Source organism: Peteryoungia wuzhouensis (assembly GCF_003205195.1).
Lineage (GTDB): Bacteria > Pseudomonadota > Alphaproteobacteria > Rhizobiales > Rhizobiaceae > Allorhizobium > Allorhizobium wuzhouense.
Genome location: NZ_QJRY01000001.1, coordinates 1 through 16,844 on the forward strand (window position 1 = coordinate 1; position 16,844 = coordinate 16,844).

Here is a 16,844-nt window from a genome sequence, read left to right on the forward strand (position 1 = left end):
TGGAATCAGAATTCCGCACCCAAGGGAATCATCAACACGATTCCGCGTTCAATGGACGCGCTCTAGCGATCCCACTACAAGCGAGTTCATCGAACTCGCCGGCTCATAGAGCCTGTGCTCGTCTTCAAGCAAATACTCAGGATAAATGCCGACGCCCTGATCCTCGATGCGCTGGCTTATATCCAGGATATTGCCCGCCGAAACGGTAAGCACGATGCCAAGCTCACGGACCAGATTGTCAAGCATCATCGCCCAGTTCGATGGGCGCCCACCAACTATGTGTTCGCGATCAGCGAGCGATATGTTGATCACCCGGCAACCATATTCCGCATTGAGCCGCCGGATTGCCTCCTCGACAATATCGGCGACTGTGCGCTCTTCATCAAAACGGCCACTCGCATCAACAACTTTGGCGCTGGCAATTCGAAACCGGGGTGCCAAAATGTTCTGAGCAATCTGCTCGGCAATCGATCCGTAGCTCGCAAGAGCCGCTACGGAGGTGCCATGACGTTTTTCGTCATCGCTCCCGAGCCGTTGCGGGACGCCGAATGTACCGGCGACTACGCCTTCCAGCATGGGATGAGCTGCGGTGATTCCGGAATCGATAATCCCAATACAGACCGCATCCGCTGACGGCGGGCTTATCGGTGGAAGTTCAGTCACTGCCAGATTCGCTGCCGGGTCGGGGGCAAAGTCAGGTACTGCTGGCAGGTCGACCCATGCAACTTCAGGCATTGCCAGAAGTTCCTTTAACCCAGCTCCCAAAACTCGCACCCGCGCGAGAAACAACCCTGCACCGCGATAGCGGCTGAGGAACTCGCCGCCGAACTCATCGACCTTTTGGGCGACGCGATTAACATAGAGGTCGCGTAGCAAATCTTCGTTTACGTCCCAAAGTTCGACATCGATAAGAAAGACATTGCCGTCCGGAATCATCTCTGCCGTTGCAAAGCCATGCCTAGCCAGTGCATTGCCAATTTTGTCGTTAGCAGATAGCTCGTCAAAGCTGTCGATGGCGCCGAAGAGACCAGCATGCCTAGCACCGACCTGGGTTACGGGAATGGGGCCTGCATATTGTTGTGCTCTCTCCTGCAGAACCGTGAGGTTTGGATCGACTGATAGAGCTACGGTGACGTCGTCCGAGCGCTGCTCAAGGATTTGCAGCCCAACACCGCTCAGCGCATCTTCGCCGATATAACCAGCCGTAGTAATTTTGAGAATGACCGTGGGATCGGCAACCGGCTCATCGACGCGTTCGGCATCACGCGTAGCGTTCCGCTGAACGATCTGATCGAGCTGAAGAGCCAGTTCGCCACCGTGCAACACATGATTTCTTGGTGGCACGCTTCCGAAACCAGGTTTCTTGCGTCGTTCGAGTTGGCCCTCAAGGCGGCGAAGTGTCAGGTGAGGTCGGCGCGCCAAAAATACCCCCTATCAAATGTGGGAGCTCACCCTACCCTGAATCTCTTTCCGCCGTCGATCGGAATTTATCGCATAATCAAAGTCTAGCCGCGATATCTTCTTGCGGCGCTGCATGATGGCGTGACGCATTGCAGTATAACAGATGCGCTCTACATCGGCGTGACTTCTTCCGACCAGTTGCTTTGCATCAGTAGCGATATCAAATTCAAGGCCAAAATTTCGTGTCTTGAACTTGATCAGCCGACGAATATCTGACGCGCTCGGACGCCCGAATAGAACGACTTCATCAAATCGACGGATAATCGCGGGGTCAATTGTAGACTCAAGGTTAGTTGGCGCAACTATAAAACCACGGCCTTTAAATCGCTCGATCATCAGCAGGAGATTATTCACAACCCTGCGCATTTCATTATGCTCGGTTGGATCGGATCTGGTCCTGGCCAACGCGTCGAATTCGTCGAGGAATAGAATAGAGGTTTGACGTTCAGCGGCATCAAACAGGCGACGCAAGTTTGATGCTGTCTCTCCAAGCATGGAGCCAATCAATGCATCGAGCTTGGCTACCATAAATGGGAGCCCGAGTTCCTTGGCGAGCACCTCGGCGGTGAGCGATTTGCCACAACCGGGTGGGCCACAGAACAGCAATCGCGACCTCAGAGGCAGACCATGGCTTCGAATAGCCTCACTGTGTCGATATTCATCTGCGATATCGTACAGCGTCCGAGACACCTCGGTCGAGAGCACCAATTCTCGAACGTCGCGTTGCGGCTCGACGAATTCCATGAACTCAGCCGCACGTCCCGAAAGATTTCCTGTCGGCGAAAACGCCTGTCGAGGGAGGGTTTCACCGCTAGTGAAACGAGATTTGGAACCCAAAAGCGGCTTAAGGGCAGAAGCCTTTTCTGACTCCGCGGATGATTTTGATCCTGATCGTGACATGGTTGCCCCTTATCCGAACATCGTACATCGGGCGAGTCCGCTTCTCAACTCCATAACCGCATCGGCTTCAGAATCATCCCAACATTGGGGTAGATAATGGCAGCAGTGCCATTTCATGTGAATAAGCCAACGTCCATAGCATATCTGCGCTGGTTCGCATTTTCGTCGAACAGTCCGCTCGACCACTGGTTCTATGGATAAGCACTGATGATCGCCTTACCATCTGCGGATGGTTTCCCGAGACTCCTTCACCTTGCCCCGCATTGCAACCGGCCTGCGGCAACTATGCCATCGAAGGCTCCTGGAGCCTACCATCCCGCGCCGGGCCGCAAGCCCCCCCCCACCAAACAAAAAAAGCCGGCGTCTCCGCCGGCCTCTCGTCATTCCCTCAATTCACCAGTCCCGCATGCTTCAGCGCCGCGTCGATCGCGGCCTCCGTCGAAGCCTCCAGCGTGCCCAACAACGGCAGGCGGACCTTTCGGTTCATGCGGCCGAGGCGGTTCAGCGCATATTTCGCGCCGCAGAGGCCGGGTTCGAGGAAGATCGCCTTGTGCAGCGGCATCAGGCGGTCCTGGTAGGCGAGTGCCTTGGCGTAGTCGCCGGCCAAGGTCGCGGCCTGGAATTCCGCACAGAGGCGCGGGGCGACATTGGCGGTGACGGAGATGCAGCCGGTGCCGCCATGGGCGTTGAAGCCGAGGGCCGTTGCATCCTCGCCCGAGAGTTGGACGAAATCTGCGCCGCAGGTGATGCGCTGTTCGGAGACGCGTTCGATCTTGCCGGTCGCATCCTTGACGCCGACGATGCTCTTGTGCGCCTTGGCGAGCGCGCCCATGGTCTCCGGCGACATGTCGATCACCGAGCGGCCAGGGATGTTGTAGATGATGATCGGCAGCGCGGTCGCCTTGGCGATCGCCTCGTAGTGGGCGATCAGGCCCTTCTGGGTCGGCTTGTTGTAATAGGGGGTGACGACCAGCAGCGCATCGGCGCCGACGGCCTCGGCATGCTGGGCAAGCTCGATGGCCTCCAGCGTGTTGTTGGAGCCTGCGCCGGCAATGACGGGCACGCGCTTTTTCGCCACTTCGACACAGAGTTCGACCACACGCTTGTGTTCGGCGTGGGAGAGGGTCGGCGATTCGCCCGTGGTGCCGACGGGAACGAGGCCGCTTGAGCCTTCTGATATCTGCCATTCGACATGGGCGGCAAAGCTTGCTTCGTCAACGCTACCGGTTTCCGTGAACGGCGTGACGAGTGCGGGAATGGATCCCTGGAACATGCAGTCAAACTCCTCATGGCCGAGATCCACGCTTCGGCCGCATTCCTTGGTTAAATCGGGGGCACATTACTGCGCAGCCTCAAGCCCCACAAGCGCATAAGCGATGGTTTTGTGACGCTTTTCAGGCCTCTGGTCGGCGCCGGCTTGAAGGCTCCGCTCAGGGAAATGTGATCGGGGCTCGCAAGGTTTCGTTAACCAAGCGGCGGGCTTATAGTGGAGGACAAGTTTCTGGGTTCTGGTGTGCGGATGCAAAAATCGCGTCTCTTCGGCTCCGTCTTCGGTCTGTGTCTCGCGGCGCTTGCGCCGGCGGGGAGCATGTTTGCGTCCGATGTGCCGGTGCCGGCGGTGAAACCGCTGGGTTTTGCGCCGATCCAGAAAACGCCCCCCTCCTTTGAAACGACCGGCGCCATTCCGCGCGCAGGCAACCTTGTCGCCGTCAATCCGCAGCTGAAGGCGGGGCTCGATGCGCTCTCGGACAAGGATGGTGCGGCAGCGATTGCCATCCGCAACCGGATGGCTGACGGGCTCGACCGGCATATGCTGACCTGGTCGATCGCCATGTCCGGCCTGAAAGATGTGCCCGCTGCCGAAATCGCTGCCGCCCAGCGGCAGCTTACCGGCTGGCCGGGTCTCAAATCCTTCCGCGCCAATTCGGAAAAGGCGCTCTACCGGGAAAATCCGCCCGCGCGGGACGTGATTGCCGCTTTTGGCGACACCGCACCGGAGACGACAGAAGGGCTGATGCTGCTCGCCCGCGCCGAACTGGCGGCCGGCCAGCAGGCAAAGGCTGCCAATCGGCTCAGAAAGCTCTGGCGCTCGGAGGCGCTGGATACCGCGACCGAAGACAAGATCCTCGGCGAATTCTCGGGCCTGCTCGGCGTGGCCGATCACCGGGCACGCATGGACATGCTGCTTTACCGCGACCGCGCCTCCCAGGCGAAACGGTTTTCGACGCTCGGCGAGGCGCAATCGCTCTACAAGGCCTGGGCGGCGCTGATCGCGCGCTCGGGCAATCTCGATTCTGTCATGGCTGCGGTCGACGCCAAATGGCGCAAGGACCCGGCCTTCCTCTTCATCCAGATCGAAAAGCTGCGCCGCGACCAGGATTACGAGGCGGCGGCGGCCCTGCTTAACAAGATGCCCAGGGATAAAGAGCGGCTGGTCAGCACCCGCGACTGGTGGAACGAGCAGCGGATCGTCGCGCGGGGCTTGGCCGATCTCGGCGATTATAAAGCCGCCTACCGGATCGCCGCCCAGCATGTGGCCTCAGACGCGACCGATGTGGCGGATGCCGAATTCCATGCCGGCTGGTATGCGCTGCGGGGCCTGAACGATCCGAAAACGGCAAGCCGGCATTTTGCCCGGATTCTTGAGGTGTCGAACCGGCCGCTGTCGGCGAGCCGTGCCTGGTACTGGCTCGGCCGGGCGGCGGAAGTGGCCAAGGACGGCAAGGCTCACGACTATTTCGCCAAGGCGGCACGGCATTCGAGCACGTTTTACGGTCAGCTGGCGGCAGCCCGCATCGACAAGCCGGGCATCGAGATCCCCTACCCGCGCCCTTCCGAGGCCGAGCGGGCAGATTTTCTAGGCCGTGAAGCGGTGCAGGCCATCGCGCGCTACGAGGCGGCCGGCCATGGCTGGCGGGCGCAGAGCCTTTACCGGGCACTGGCCGACCAGATCGACAGCCCCGGCGAACTGGCGCTGCTTTGCGCCCGGGCGGAAAAATCGGATGGCGGGCATCAGCTGTCGCTGCAGATCGGCAAGGCGGCTTACGCGCGGGGAATTGACGTTCCCGCACTTGCCTTCCCCGTCGGCGTCATCCCCGACAGCGCCAATATCTCCGGCTCCGGCAAGGCGCTGGCCTATGCGATTGCCCGGCAGGAAAGCGCCTTCAACCCGGCCGCCGTCTCGCCCGCCAATGCGCGCGGGCTGCTGCAGCTGTTGCCGTCGACCGCGAAGGGCGTCGCCCAGCGCCACGGCATCACCTATCAGCCGGATAAGCTCACCCGCGATCCCGGCTTCAACGCGACGCTCGGGGCGCATTATCTCGGCGAGCAGATCGACGCCTTCGGCGGCTCCTACATCTTGACCTTCATCGCCTATAATGCGGGCCCCCGCAAAGTGCCCGACTGGATCGCGCGCTATGGCGACCCGCGCGGCAAATCCATCGATGAGGTGGTAGACTGGATCGAGCGCATCCCCTTCCCCGAGACGCGCAATTATGTGCAGCGGGTGATGGAGAATTATCAGGTTTATAAGAGCCGGCTCGGCCAGAAGACCGATATCGTGCACGACCTGCGCTTCGGGCGATAGCGTCTCATATCCCCTGCCTTGTTGCATAATGACTGCGGCGCCTGTCTCCGCTAGGTTCCTCTCGAACCGGGACGGGAGGATATCGTGGCGAGGATTGACCATTTCATTACCAATGCGGATGGATTGGCGCTGCATGCGCGGGAATATGGCGCGGACAATGGCGGCATACCGGTCGTCTGCCTGCCGGGCCTGACCCGCAATTTGCTGGATTTCGAGGCGCTCGCGCTGCTGCTTTCCGAGGGGCCCAGCGCGCGCCGGGTCCTTTCCCTGTCCTCGCGCGGACGCGGACTGTCCGACCACGACCCCGACCCCTCCCGCTACACGATCCCCGTCGAGGCTGCGGATGTCATTGCGGTGCTGGACCGGTTGGAGATTGACCGGGCAGCGTTCATCGGCACATCGCGCGGCGGGCTCATCCTGCATGTGCTGGCGATAACGCATGCGGGGCGGATCGAGCGTGTGGTGCTGAACGACGTCGGGCCGGTGCTGGAGCTGGAAGGCTTGCAGCAGATCCAGGCCTATCTCGGAGGGCGGGCGACACCGCGCGATTTTGACGAGGCGGCGGCGATCCTGCGCGACATCCACGGAGAAGACTTCCCCGCACTCGATGACCGCGACTGGACGGACATGGCGCAAGCGCTTTACCGCCAGACAGAGGGGCAAATTTCAGCCGACTACGACCCCGCCATTGCCGACCAGTTCCGCTCGGCCGATTTCAGCCAGTCTCTGCCGGACCTGTGGCCACAGTTCGATCTGCTGGCGGAGAAGCCGGTCATGGTGGTGCGGGGAGAGCATTCGCGGCTCTTGTCCAAAGAGACGGTGGACGACATGGCCCGACGGCATGCCGGTCTCGTGGCTGTGGAGGCGAAGGGCCAGGGACATGCGCCGCTGCTGCATCTCGGCACGCTGCCGTCGGCGATTCGACGCTTCCTGGAAAGCTGACCCGGCCAGCGGCAGCTGGACATCCGTCTCCAACAACCCGACAAACGGAAAAAGCCCGGCACGAAGCCGGGCTTTCCCTTATCCGATCGAAAGATCGAATTAGAACGAACGGATGAGGCGAACGAAGCCGGTCCAGTCGTTGGTGGCGGTGTCCTTGTAGTCGACGGTAACTTCCGTCGAGAGACCCGAAGCGATCTGGTACGAAGCCAGGACGCCAGCGCCGAAGTAGTCGTCGCCACCGAATTCGGAGAAGTAGTTAACCGACGGGGTGATCGAGAGCTTCTCGGTTGCCTTGAGGGTGTAGGCCGCACCAACGGTCCACTCGTAGGTGGTGACGTAGGTCGACGGATCCGAAGCCCAACCGCCGTAAACGCCGAGCGAGCCCGGGCCGATGTCAGCAGACAGCTGAGCAACTACGAAGCCTTCTTCGGCGTCGAAGTCGTAGCCACCGTACAGAGCAACGGTTGCAGCGCCGAGCGAAGCGGAAGCCATGGCTTCTACGCCGAGGTCGTCGAAGCCGGTGTTGGACAGTTCGTCAACGCCGAGGCCGATCGTGAAGGCGTCGGTCGAGTAGGTGTAGGACACCATGTCGAACTTTGCAGCGTCGATGAAGGCGTCGTTTTCGCCAGCGATGCCGATGTCGTCAGCGAAGGTGGTGGTGTAACCAGCCTTGAAGCCGCCAACCGTCAGGTAAGCCTTGTCGAGAACGACGTCAGAGTCGTCCGAATTGGCCTGGATGCGGATGTAGGAACCGATCGTGCCGATTTCCGAGTCGTTCATGGCTTCGAAAACCAGACGAGCGCGGGTTTCGAAGTTGCCGTCGAAATCGGTGCCGTCAGACTTGGACCAATCGTAAGCAAAACGAACTTCGCCGCCGATCTTGAGGCAGGTTTCGGTGCCGGGGATGTAGAAGTAGCCGGTGCCGAAGGCGTCGCAAACGCGAACGTATTCCATGGGCTCGGGCTCGGCAGCAACGATGGCGTCGGCAGCCTGAGCGCCGGAAACTACTGCGAGAGCAGCAGCGGAGCCGAGAAGAAGGCTCTTGATGTTCATTATTGACCTCCAGTCAATTATAGACCGGAGGGGGCACACGGAGGGAACATATACCCGCCTTTACAAAGGCTTAGGAGATTTCATCCAGCCAGCGTCCCGGCGTTCTCGTGACAGATGCGATGTCTAGTCATTCCTGCCGGCCTGATTTTGGGCGCGCAAACCCACGCGCAGAACCGGCCTGGAGACCAGCCAATGGGTGGAGTGGATTCAGAAAATAAGGGGGGAGCCGCATCTGCGGTGATGGCGGAGAGGATGGGATTCGAACCCACGATACGCTTTTGACGTATACTCCCTTAGCAGGGGAGCGCCTTCGACCACTCGGCCACCTCTCCGGTGCCGCCTGATTATTTGCTTGATTCAATGAATGCAAGGCCTTTTCTCCGCCCTGCACATTTTAAGCACCCAATCCGCAGCTGCCCCACCGTCCCTACCAGGCATGCCGATTCTGCAGCGATTCCGAATCGAGCGGCCGATTCTCCCACCGATTCCACCATCATGGCGTCAGCGGGGCTGCGGATTGCCTCCCTGAGCTGCAGCGTGACACTATAATGCGATGCAGGGCGCCCGCCGCCAAACGCACCGTCAGGCCACAAAAGCCACCTATTCCTGTATCAAAACGAGACTGGCGAACGAAAAAGGCGCGAGCGCGTCCTGGTCGGAGCCCGGATAACCAGCGGTTTCTAAAGGGCTTTCTTAACGGAAGGTAAAGATTGCGGCGCTCCGGGGGTGGTTTTGTGGCCTTTCAGCAACAGGCCCGGGGTAAGGGTATCGGCTTTCACCCCTTTCTCTGGATTGGTGATTGCATGACGGACCACGTTTTGTATTTTCAACCTCGGAAGCGAGGCGGTGGATCGTCCGTCTTCTGAAACCGACGGGGATGGGGCAGGGAATGCTGTCCTTCAGCCAAATTACCCAGACCCATACGAAACTTGACTGGAGGTCAATAATGAACATCAAGAGCCTTCTTCTCGGCTCCGCTGCTGCTCTCGCAGTAGTTTCCGGCGCTCAGGCTGCCGACGCCATCGTTGCTGCCGAGCCCGAGCCCATGGAATACGTTCGCGTTTGCGACGCCTTCGGCACCGGCTACTTCTACATCCCCGGCACCGAAACCTGCCTCAAGATCGGCGGCGAAGTTCGCGTGACCGTCTCGGCAAACGAAGGCAATGCTCCGTTCGGCTCCGCTACGGCTGACGATTGGGACAGCGCTGTTCGTGCACGTCTGGCTTTCGAAGCCAAGAACGACTCGGAACTCGGCACGATCGGTTCTTACGTCCGCATCCAGGCTGACAGCCAGGGCGCATCGACTTCGAACCTCGACATCTCGCTCGAGCAGGCTTACATCACCGTTGGTGGCTTCAAGGTTGGTCGCGCTCTGACCTGGGCTGACGACTGGGGTCTGGCTGGCGAAACCGACGACTTCTTCGGTAACACCCGCTTCAACACCGCTTCCTACACCTACACCGCAGACGCCTTCACGGTCGGCCTCGGCATCGACGATCTGTCTGACTCGTTCGCTGGCAACGAAGTTGGTCTCGAAGCTGTTGCCTCCGCTTCGCTCGGCATGGCAACCGTCGTCATCAACGGCGTTTACGACTTCGGCTCTGAAGAAGGCGCTATCGCTGGCGTTCTCTCGGCTGACGTAGGTCCGGGCACCTTCGCTCTTGCTGGCGCATGGGCTTCTGGTCAGTCGGTTGGCTACAACTTCACGTCTGAATGGACTGTTGGCGCCGCTTACACCTTCAAGGCGACCGAAAAGCTCTCCATCACTCCGCAGGCTGTTTACTGGGGCAACTACGGCTTCAGCGACAACGACGCTTGGGGTGCAGACCTGCTCGTCGAATACGCTCTGGCTGAAGGCCTGAAGGCATCGGCTGACGTTCGTTACCGCGATCTCGACAACGTCGACAGCAACTGGGACGGCTTCGTTCGTCTGACCCGTTCGTTCTAATCCACAACGGATTAGCGAAAAGGTTTGGGGTCCGGCTTTTTCAAGCCGGACCCTTTTCCGCAATCAGCGATCAGGCCATTTGAGCGCTGAAATTCAAGAGAATTCCCCCTCCCCGGCTCCGTCGGGACTGTTGAAAAAGGAGATGCGATCGAAAGCATGACGAGGCTCGAGGCGAGCCACTCCGGAAAGTTTGTGCTGTTTTGCACTATACTTTTTATAAGATATAACGATATGTACGCCCGTGGGGACGGGCGGTGAGCTCGTTCGCGTGCTCGCCAAAGGGAAATTTGGGGGATATATGCAGGTGGAAATGCCGGCCGTGCAGGGTTTCGACGTCTTTACAGGCGTGCCCGATTATTCGGTTCATTATCAATACAGGCAGGGATCGATCCTGCACGAGGTGCGCGAGACGACGCTCCGCGAACTCTTCGCCAAATATGGCGACCTGTTATGGATGAATGGCAGCCACAAATATAACGTAACAAATTTCATCGGAGAACTTCATGATCTCCTCGATATTCCGGGTTTCTCGACATTTTCCGACGAGATGCTCGACCAAGTGATTGGCAAATTGCGCAAACGCGGTAACAGCAACGCCACCATCAATCGAAAGATGGCGGCCTTAAGCAAACTGCTGCGAAAGGCGTATAAAATGGGAGACGTTCACAGTCTGCCTGAATTCAAGCGACAGAAGGAGAAAGCGGGACGAATCCGTTTTCTCGACCGGGATGAAGAGGACCTGCTGTTCTCGGAAATCCGGGCGCATTCCGAACTTTATTACCGTTTCTGTCTCTTCCTCGTCGATACCGGTGCCCGCTTGAGCGAAGGTCTCAACTTGCGCTGGGGTGACATGCACAAGGACCGCGTGACCTTCTGGGTGACCAAGTCCGGCCGCTCGCGTTCAGTCCCGCTCACCCAAAGAGCGGTGGCTGCCATCGCGGCATCGGATCGGCGTCATGCCGGCCCCTTTGCCGAGATCGACCAGCAAAAGTTCCGCATCGCCTGGCACATTGCCAAGGATGCGGTCGGCTTTGCCGACGACAAGGATGTCGTGCCGCACGTGCTGCGCCATACCTGCGCATCGCGCCTCGTCCAGGGCGGCATTGATATCCGCCGCGTCCAGATGTGGCTCGGTCACCAGACCCTGACCATGACCATGCGCTACGCTCATCTGGCGTCGCATGATCTCGATATGTGCGTTCCCGTTCTCGAACGGGCCGCATGCTGAAACGACCTCTCTCGAGAGTGATCTCAAGACCGATCAAATCACTTTGAAAAACATCGACTATTTTGACCCAGCATTGAAATCGGATCGATCCTTGAAGGCCCGGCTTGCGCCGGGCCTCGTTTTTTACGTCAAGGTTCGGAAATGACTGGGGGACGCGCAGGCGGTCGCCCCCAACGGCTCAACCGAGCAACTGCTTGAGATCGGCGGCGGGATCCAAAAGCACGGCGCGCTCGGGTTGCCGCCCCGTCTCCAGAAGCTTCTTGCCCGTGACATACGCCTTGGCGTCGTTGATCGCATCGACGGCGATCAGGTTTCCCTGACGGAAATACCAGACAGACAGACTGCCCTCGCGGGCTCCGGGCCGCGTCAAGGTCTCATCATAACCGAGGTTGAAACCGGCGATCTGCAGCTTGACCTCATACTGGTCGGACCAGAACCAGGGTTTGGGCCGATAGGGTTCGTTGCCGCCCGCGAGCACCGCCGCCACGGCTTCGGCCTGGTCGACGGCATTCTGCACGGATTCGAGCCGCACCCGCTCGCCGTTCCAATCCTGGACTGCGCAGTCGCCCATGGCAAAGACGTCCGCGTCCGAGGAGCGGCCATGGGCGTCAACGATGATGCCGTTCATCGTCTCCAGGCCTGCAGCCGAGGCCAGCTGGTCGTTGGGCAACACCCCGATGCCGGCGATGACCATGTCGACATCCAGAACCGTGCCATCCGACAGCTCAGCACCTTTGACGCGGCCGTCCAGCCCGATCAGCCTGACAAACCCGGTGTTTTCCCGGATCACGACGCCTTCCGCCTCGTGGATCGCGCGCATGGCCCCTGCCGTCGCCGGAGCTGCGACGCGGGCGAGGATCCGCTCGGCCATTTCGATCAGCGTCACCTCGAGGCCGAGCTTGCGCGCAACCGCCGCCGCCTCGAGCCCGATGTAGCCGCCCCCGATAATCAAAAGCCGGCGGCCCGCCTTCATCTCATCGGCCAAGGCATCGGCATCGGCTTTGTCGCGCACGGTGAAGACGCCGCCGAGATCCCCGCCGATTGCCGTCGGCAACCGACGCGGCGTCGCACCGGTTGCAAGCGCCAGCTGGTCGTAAGCAACCGCACTGCCATCGAAGAGGCGCACGATCTTCTGCTCGCGGTCGATGGCCTCTACCGGTGTCGACAGGCGGATCTCGACATTGTTGTCCGCAAACCAGCTCTCCGGCCTGAACAGCAACCGCTCGAACGTCATCTCACCGAGCAGGTATTTTTTCGACAGCGGCGGGCGCTGATACGGCAAACACGGCTCGGAGCCGATGATCGTGATCGGACGCCCGTCTTTCAGCGCCCTCAACTTGGCAGCAAGCGCGAAGCCCGCCTGCCCTGCCCCGACAATTACCAGCCTGCCTGCCACTGTCCACGCCTCTTGCCATTTCATGATCCGCAGCTTCATCCGAAGCGCGGCCGCCTATATTTCAAGGCCTAGCTTCGTCGTTGCGGCCGGTCAAGGTCGGCACAGACGCTGCAAGGCGCGGCAAATTTGCATTCGAACGCGCTCAAAAAGCGCAAACACGCCTGTCCTGCGTATTTTATCGACCGCGTTCAGACAATGTCGACGAAGTTGGTTTAATTTGGGACCATGACAATCGGTCGAGGGAGGGTGAAATGCCCTTGCTGCATATTCCAGACGCCAGAACGGACGTCCCTCGTGACCAGGCTTTCGAGCGTTTCCAGGTCGATCGCCCGGGCAAGATCATTTTCGTCGGCCATCACCTGACCACCAAAAGCAGCCTACGCTGCCTGATCCGCAACATTTCGCTTTATGGCGCCGATCTCGAGGTCTCTCCGCATGTGGCCGTGCCCAGCAATTTCTTCCTTGAGATCCTCGGCATTCACGACGAGATCGGATGCACCGTCATCCGTCGCGAGGCCGAGAAGTTGACGGTCGGCTTCAACATGCTGATCGACGCGGAATTCCTGCATCACGTCGTGCGCCTGTCCTTCGAACTCAGCCACTGACACCTTTCAACTCTCCTCCCCCGTTCTCATCGGCCGGATCACAATTCGATCCGGCCGATCTTTGCTTGTCCCGGCAATCCGGGAGCACAATTCGTGACATTGAAATTTTAGAGCTTGTTAAAATTTGAGCGAACTTGTTGAACCTACTGAAAATAATTGGGGACAGAGTGAGGCGGTGATACGATGAGGAGCGTTTGAAATGGCGATGGAGAATGCAACACATCTGGCCGGCGTCAGCTCGGAAATGTACGAGCGCAAGTGGGAACGCTTCTACGTTCAGCGCCCGGCCCGCGTCATGTCGGTCAGCCCCGGCCTCAGCGGCATCACCATTCGCAGCTGCCAAGTTCTGGACATCTCGCGCGGCGGTGCTGCGATCGAACTGACCACGGCCATCGGGCTTTCCTCCCATTATTACCTGCAGATCATCGGCCTTGCCGACCGCATCGGATGCGCAGAGGTCTATCGCAATGGCAGCCGCGTCGGCGTCAAGTTCATTGCGCCCATCTCCGAACACATGCTGCACCGGATCGTGCGTGCCGACTTCATGCTCGGTGACGAACTCAAGCAGCCGCTCAAACCTTTCCAAAACGGTAACGGCGCCCGTCTCGGCCGCTGATCCCCTGGGGCTGGCGTCGGCAACCGGCTGTTAAGACCCCTTCCGGTCTTGCGCGGTTGAAAGCACTTCTTATTGTGGGCACTCCGTCTCCCAATCTGGATGCCCGATCGCGCATGACCGCCTTTTCCCGTTTTACGCCGCTTGCCACCTCACTCCCCGCCACCGTGCCCTTTGTCGGGCCAGAAGCGATCGAACGCCAGCGCGGCACCGCTGTTCAGGCGCGCATCGGGGCCAATGAAAGCGGCTTTGGGCCGGCGCCCTCGGTTTTGAAGGCCATTGCCGAGAAGGCCGGCGAGATCTGGAAATACAACGACCCTGAAAACCATGCGCTGAAGGCGGCTCTCGCCGCGCATCTCGGGCTCAAACCCGAGAACTTCGTCATCGGCGAGGGAATAGACGACCTGCTGGGGCTGATCGTGCGCCTCGTCATCGAACCCGGCATGCCCGTCGTGACCTCGCTCGGGGCCTATCCGACCTTCAATTTCCATGTGAACGGCTTTGGCGGACGGCTGGTCACGGCGCCTTACCGCAACGACCGGGAAGATCTCGATGCGCTGCTCGATCTGGTAAAGCGCGAAGATGCACCGCTCGTCTATTTCGCCAATCCTGATAATCCGATGGGGAGCTGGTGGGATGCGGACAGGATCGTTGCCTTCGCCCATGCGCTGCCCTCGACCACGCTACTGATCCTCGACGAGGCCTATAGCGAGACGGCGCCGGAGGGATCGATCCCGGCGGCAGACGCGCTCATCGACCTGCCGAATGTCATCCGCACGCGAACCTTCTCGAAAGCCTATGGTCTCGCCGGAGCCCGCGTCGGTTACGGCATTGGCACGCCCGGCACCGTTTCCGCCTTCGACAAGATCCGCAACCACTTCGGCATGCCGCGGCTGTCGACGGAAGCAGCACTCGCGGCACTTTCCGACCAGGCCTATCTCAGAGACGTGATCGCGCGGATCAAGGCCGCACGCGAGCGGATTGCCGGGATTGCCAGAGCCAATGGGCTCAATCCGCTGCCCTCCGCCACGAATTTCGTGGCGATTGATGCCGGCCGCGACGGCGTGTATGCACGCGCCATCGTCGACGGGCTGATGCAACATGGTGTCTTCATCCGCATGCCGGGCGTCGCGTCGCTCAATCGCTGCATCCGTGTTTCGGCAGGGCTTCCTGCCGATCTCGACCTGTTCGAGCAGGCGCTGCCGCAAGTGCTGAAGGCGCTCGGCTAAGCCCCCGGCCGCAATAGAAAAAACCGCGCCGGCCTTGTCCCTGCCGGTCGCGGTTTTTCAAAGTGTTGGCACTGGCCCCGTCCAAAGGTCCCCCGCCACATTCCCCTTTCGGGTTCTTCTTGTGATATCGCCCGCCGCAGACCGCGGCGGATAAGGCTCAGTGCATGGTCATCCATTCGCGGGCGGCACGGAGCGCCTCGGCGAGCTGGAGCTTGCTCATGGTCTGGGAGAGATCTGCGCGCAGCTCGGCGGCGCGGTCGCAGCCCTTGATCGCAGCGATGTTCAGCCACTTGTGCGCCGAGACCAGGTCCACAGGGCAACCGCGGCCCGTCGCATACATCAGGCCCATGTCGCGGTAGACGTCGGCCCGGGTTTCGCCACCCATCGTGGCATTTTCGGAAGAGTGCATTTCAAAGCGTGCCATTGGTTTTGTCCCTGTTTGCCTAGTGGTTACTTATGTCCCTGTTTTCCCTTTCGGGTCCCGTCTGATCCGGCGCCGGCTCGTTGTCCGGTCATTCTCGTTTCAGTCGGGGGCGGCGGGTTTGTCCCTGCTCGTTTGATGAGCCCACTATGCCGCACGGCCTTCAAAAACCGCTTAAAATGCATCCTTAATTTGCTGAAAACAAAGTACAAATGCTTCGTAAACTTGGTTTTTTGTTAAGCACTACAGCCCTTGGTATTTAAGGAATTCGGGCGGAAATTTACGATGCTTTCATCTTTGAAAATCAACCGTTTCTTCACCACGATCTTCGAAGGCAAATTACGGGAAGCCCGCAAATGATGCGTTTTCGGCTTGTCCACCGCGTCGCAAAACAGGCGGATTGCATTTTACCTTTACGTGTGCGTAAGATATTTCTTAACCGGTGACCGCCTCTCCAGGAGGACCATGGGAGCGATTGCCGGCACATCCATCATTCCTGGGAGGAGAGATCAGACATGCGGACACTCATCATCGCGGCAGCGCTTGCGCTTTCGGCCATCTCGGCACAGGCGGCAGAGCCGATCGAAGGCAAGTGGAAGACCGCGAGCGGCGCTACGGCCGAAATCGCGCCTTGCGGCGGCAGCTTCTGTGTCACGCTGAGAAGCGGCAAGCACAACGGCAAGCAGATCGGCAAGATGGCCGGCTCGGGCGACAGCTATTCGGGCGAGATCACTGATCCGGACAACGACAAGACCTATTCGGGCTCGGGCACGGTATCGGGCAATTCCCTGAAGATGAAGGGCTGCGTGCTCGCCGTTCTCTGCAAGAGCCAGACCTGGACGCGGCTTTAAGCTGAGACCCATCCCTTCTTTATGACAGGCGGCCGGAGCGATCCGGCCGCCTGTCGCATTTGCGCAACGCCGTTTCAGATCGGCTCGCCGACATCGATGCGGTTGCCGTCGGGATCTTCAAAGACAAAGGCGCGCAGCCCGTAGTCCTTGTTCTGCAGGCGCTTGATCACCCGCAGTCCCTGCTGCTGGATGATGTCATGCAGCGCATCGACATTCTCCACCATCATATGGGCAATGTTGAAATCGGCCGCCTTGTGTCCCGGCTGCAGGGTCAGGTGGATTTCGGCCCCTTCCCGCTCGAGGATCATGAAGCCGACTGGATCGCCGTTCTGGAAGACATTCTGGAAGCCGAGCACGCCGATGTAGAAGTCTGTCGCCCGCGCCATGTTGTGGACGGGCAGCATCGCGGCCACGCGGCCAAAGCGGAGGGGTTTGTCGTCTGTCTTGTGCATGGTTGCCACCATGTTGCGGAAGATCCGCGCGGTGGGGACGGTGCCCCGCCTCCGCGCATCTCTCCGAAGTGCGATCGAGCAGGACGGTGCCCGCCGCAGCCCTTATCGCCCGAGGAAGGCGCTTCTGCAAAGCCCTTGATGTTTACTGAGCGGCTGAAC

At 59.9% G+C, this 16,844-nt stretch carries 15 protein-coding genes and 1 tRNA gene; 8 read left to right on the plus strand and 8 right to left on the minus strand.

The annotated features are described in order from the left end of the window. Window positions 1–48 precede the first annotated feature (48 nt). From DMY87_RS00005 to dapA, 3 genes are all read right to left on the minus strand, one after another. The gene (locus DMY87_RS00005) at window positions 49–1,323 is read right to left on the minus strand and encodes a S8 family serine peptidase (protein WP_165826109.1); all 1,275 of its coding nucleotides are present in this window, start codon (window positions 1,321–1,323) and stop codon (window positions 49–51) included. Window positions 1,324–1,434: 111 nt separating this feature from the next. Then, window positions 1,435–2,205: an AAA family ATPase gene (locus DMY87_RS00010; RefSeq protein WP_245408775.1), complete on the minus strand. Its 771-nt coding sequence runs from the start codon at window positions 2,203–2,205 to the stop codon at window positions 1,435–1,437. A gap of 544 nt (window positions 2,206–2,749) precedes the next feature. Further along, on the minus strand, window positions 2,750–3,634 hold the full coding sequence (gene dapA, locus DMY87_RS00015; protein WP_110789264.1) for a 4-hydroxy-tetrahydrodipicolinate synthase: 885 nt from the start codon (window positions 3,632–3,634) through the stop codon (window positions 2,750–2,752). A gap of 246 nt (window positions 3,635–3,880) precedes the next feature. Between dapA and DMY87_RS00020 the strand changes: the two genes are divergently transcribed. Both DMY87_RS00020 and DMY87_RS00025 read left to right on the plus strand, forming a co-directional pair. Further along, window positions 3,881–5,947, plus strand: a complete 2,067-nt coding sequence (locus tag DMY87_RS00020; RefSeq protein WP_110789265.1) for a lytic transglycosylase domain-containing protein — start codon at window positions 3,881–3,883, stop codon at window positions 5,945–5,947. 81 nt (window positions 5,948–6,028) lie between these two features. After that, the gene (locus DMY87_RS00025; protein ID WP_110789266.1) at window positions 6,029–6,889 is read left to right on the plus strand and encodes an alpha/beta fold hydrolase; all 861 of its coding nucleotides are present in this window, start codon (window positions 6,029–6,031) and stop codon (window positions 6,887–6,889) included. Window positions 6,890–6,988: 99 nt separating this feature from the next. On the opposite strand, the gene DMY87_RS00030 is transcribed toward DMY87_RS00025, so the two are convergent. Further along, window positions 6,989–7,942 carry a porin gene (locus tag DMY87_RS00030; protein WP_110789267.1) on the minus strand — a complete coding sequence of 318 codons (954 nt, stop codon included), beginning with the start codon at window positions 7,940–7,942 and terminating at the stop codon, window positions 6,989–6,991. A 241-nt stretch (window positions 7,943–8,183) separates the two neighbouring features. Next, window positions 8,184–8,274 (minus strand) — tRNA-Ser (locus DMY87_RS00035). A gap of 614 nt (window positions 8,275–8,888) precedes the next feature. Between DMY87_RS00035 and DMY87_RS00040 the strand changes: the two genes are divergently transcribed. Further along, the gene (locus DMY87_RS00040) at window positions 8,889–9,890 is read left to right on the plus strand and encodes a porin (RefSeq protein ID WP_110789268.1); all 1,002 of its coding nucleotides are present in this window, start codon (window positions 8,889–8,891) and stop codon (window positions 9,888–9,890) included. A gap of 298 nt (window positions 9,891–10,188) precedes the next feature. Continuing rightward, window positions 10,189–11,118, plus strand: coding sequence for a tyrosine-type recombinase/integrase (locus DMY87_RS00045; protein WP_110789269.1), 930 nt, complete (start codon window positions 10,189–10,191; stop codon window positions 11,116–11,118). A 178-nt stretch (window positions 11,119–11,296) separates the two neighbouring features. On the opposite strand, the gene DMY87_RS00050 is transcribed toward DMY87_RS00045, so the two are convergent. Beyond that, window positions 11,297–12,514 carry an NAD(P)/FAD-dependent oxidoreductase gene (locus DMY87_RS00050; RefSeq protein WP_110790294.1) on the minus strand — a complete coding sequence of 406 codons (1,218 nt, stop codon included), beginning with the start codon at window positions 12,512–12,514 and terminating at the stop codon, window positions 11,297–11,299. 251 nt (window positions 12,515–12,765) lie between these two features. Here DMY87_RS00050 and DMY87_RS00055 point away from each other — a divergent pair, with 251 nt between their 5' ends. The 3 genes from DMY87_RS00055 to DMY87_RS00065 all read left to right on the plus strand — a co-directional run bounded on the left by DMY87_RS00055 (window position 12,766) and on the right by DMY87_RS00065 (window position 14,961). Next, window positions 12,766–13,119, plus strand: a complete 354-nt coding sequence (locus DMY87_RS00055; protein ID WP_110789270.1) for a PilZ domain-containing protein — start codon at window positions 12,766–12,768, stop codon at window positions 13,117–13,119. A 199-nt stretch (window positions 13,120–13,318) separates the two neighbouring features. Further along, entirely contained in the window at window positions 13,319–13,735 is a 417-nt protein-coding gene (locus DMY87_RS00060) for a PilZ domain-containing protein (protein WP_110789271.1), read from the plus strand. 113 nt (window positions 13,736–13,848) lie between these two features. Continuing rightward, window positions 13,849–14,961 (plus strand): pyridoxal phosphate-dependent aminotransferase, encoded by a 1,113-nt coding sequence (locus tag DMY87_RS00065; protein WP_110789272.1) that lies wholly within the window; start codon window positions 13,849–13,851, stop codon window positions 14,959–14,961. Between the two features lie 157 nt (window positions 14,962–15,118). Here the strand turns inward: DMY87_RS00065 and DMY87_RS00070 are convergent, their stop codons facing one another. Then, entirely contained in the window at window positions 15,119–15,385 is a 267-nt protein-coding gene (locus DMY87_RS00070; protein WP_110789273.1) for an SEL1-like repeat protein, read from the minus strand. 512 nt (window positions 15,386–15,897) lie between these two features. On the opposite strand from DMY87_RS00070, the gene DMY87_RS00075 reads away from it, so the two are divergent. Beyond that, window positions 15,898–16,233: a DUF2147 domain-containing protein gene (locus DMY87_RS00075; RefSeq protein ID WP_110789274.1), complete on the plus strand. Its 336-nt coding sequence runs from the start codon at window positions 15,898–15,900 to the stop codon at window positions 16,231–16,233. Window positions 16,234–16,307: 74 nt separating this feature from the next. Here DMY87_RS00075 and DMY87_RS00080 read toward each other — a convergent pair whose 3' ends face one another. Beyond that, window positions 16,308–16,685: a glyoxalase superfamily protein gene (locus tag DMY87_RS00080; RefSeq protein WP_110790295.1), complete on the minus strand. Its 378-nt coding sequence runs from the start codon at window positions 16,683–16,685 to the stop codon at window positions 16,308–16,310. Window positions 16,686–16,844 lie beyond the last annotated feature (159 nt).